This is a genomic window from Holdemanella sp. DFI.5.55 (genome assembly GCF_020593575.1).
Lineage (GTDB): Bacteria > Bacillota_I > Bacilli_A > Erysipelotrichales > Erysipelotrichaceae > Holdemanella > Holdemanella hominis.
Window position 1 is genome coordinate 1 of the sequence record NZ_JAJDMK010000164.1, and the last position, 1,151, is coordinate 1,151.

The following is a 1,151-nucleotide window of genomic DNA, read 5'->3' on the forward strand; positions in this document are numbered from 1 at the left end:
ATTGGGTGAACTTTTCATATAAGAAAAGCTCCTCTATAATATAGGCGTCAAAACCAAAAAAAGGAGCCATACCTATGATACAAACTAATTCACTTTTTGACAAGATTAATTTTAACGGTGGGAATCTTTCCAGTGATGGTGGATCCATTCTTCTTTCTCAATTTCTTGAAAAGATAAATTTGAAAAAACTATTAGATTCTATTTCATTTGTGGATTTAAGACATCTTCCTGTATATTCAAACACGAATATCTTGTTTCAACAAATTATCAAATGTTTACTGGGATATAATGACCAGTCTGATCAGAAAATATTAATTAATGATCCTTTACTGTCACTCAAATCCTTGATATGTTCTCAAGCTACGGTAAGTCGTTTCTATGACCGTGTATCTTTAAATACAACCAATGAATTCAAAAAAATCATTACTCAGCTTGCATATGATTTTGTGAATACAAATATAGATGATCCAATTCTTGATGCGGATTCCACCATGGTTACAACTTGTGGCAACCAGGAAGCCAGTGCCTATATTCATCATTATCAGAAAAATGGATATCATCCACTCGTAATCAATGAATACCATTCAAAGCTCTTACTTTCATCTTTGTTGAGAACTGGCTCTGCTTATTCTTCTAATGGAATCATTGAAGAACTTGAACAGATATTTACACAATTGAACAATACCGGAAATATAAGATTCAGAGGTGACAGCGCCTTTTACAGAAGGGATTTGTTTAAATATCTGGAAAACAATCAGGTTACGTATTATATCCGAGTTAAGAATTTTAAGAAAAACATTAGAGAATCCGTAATGGATATGGTCATAAATCAGGCAGACTGGAATGATTTTGACTATACAGAACCTTATTATGGAGAATATACGATTCAGATAAACAAGACAAAAAAGCGAAGAATTGTATACAAAGCCTTTCGCTTAGAAAAAGGCGGAATGCTTCAGTTAGTGCCTATGGTTTATTGCATAATCACAAATGATTTTGAGAAAAGTCCCAAAGAAGCAATGGACTTTTATGAAGCAAGAGGAAACAGCGAAAACTTTACAAAAGAATTAAAAGATGATTTCAACGGTGGAATTCTTTCACATAAAGAATTCGTAAAAAATGAAATGGATTTTCTAATTTCAAGTCTAGCC

General features: G+C 32.6%; 1 protein-coding gene. It reads left to right on the forward strand.

Annotated features, from left to right (window positions below):
* Positions 1 to 74 precede the first annotated feature (74 nt).
* Positions 75 to 1,151, forward strand: a 1,077-nt coding sequence (locus LJE08_RS13560) for an IS1380 family transposase (RefSeq protein ID WP_227403524.1), incomplete at its 3' end; no start/stop codon positions are given.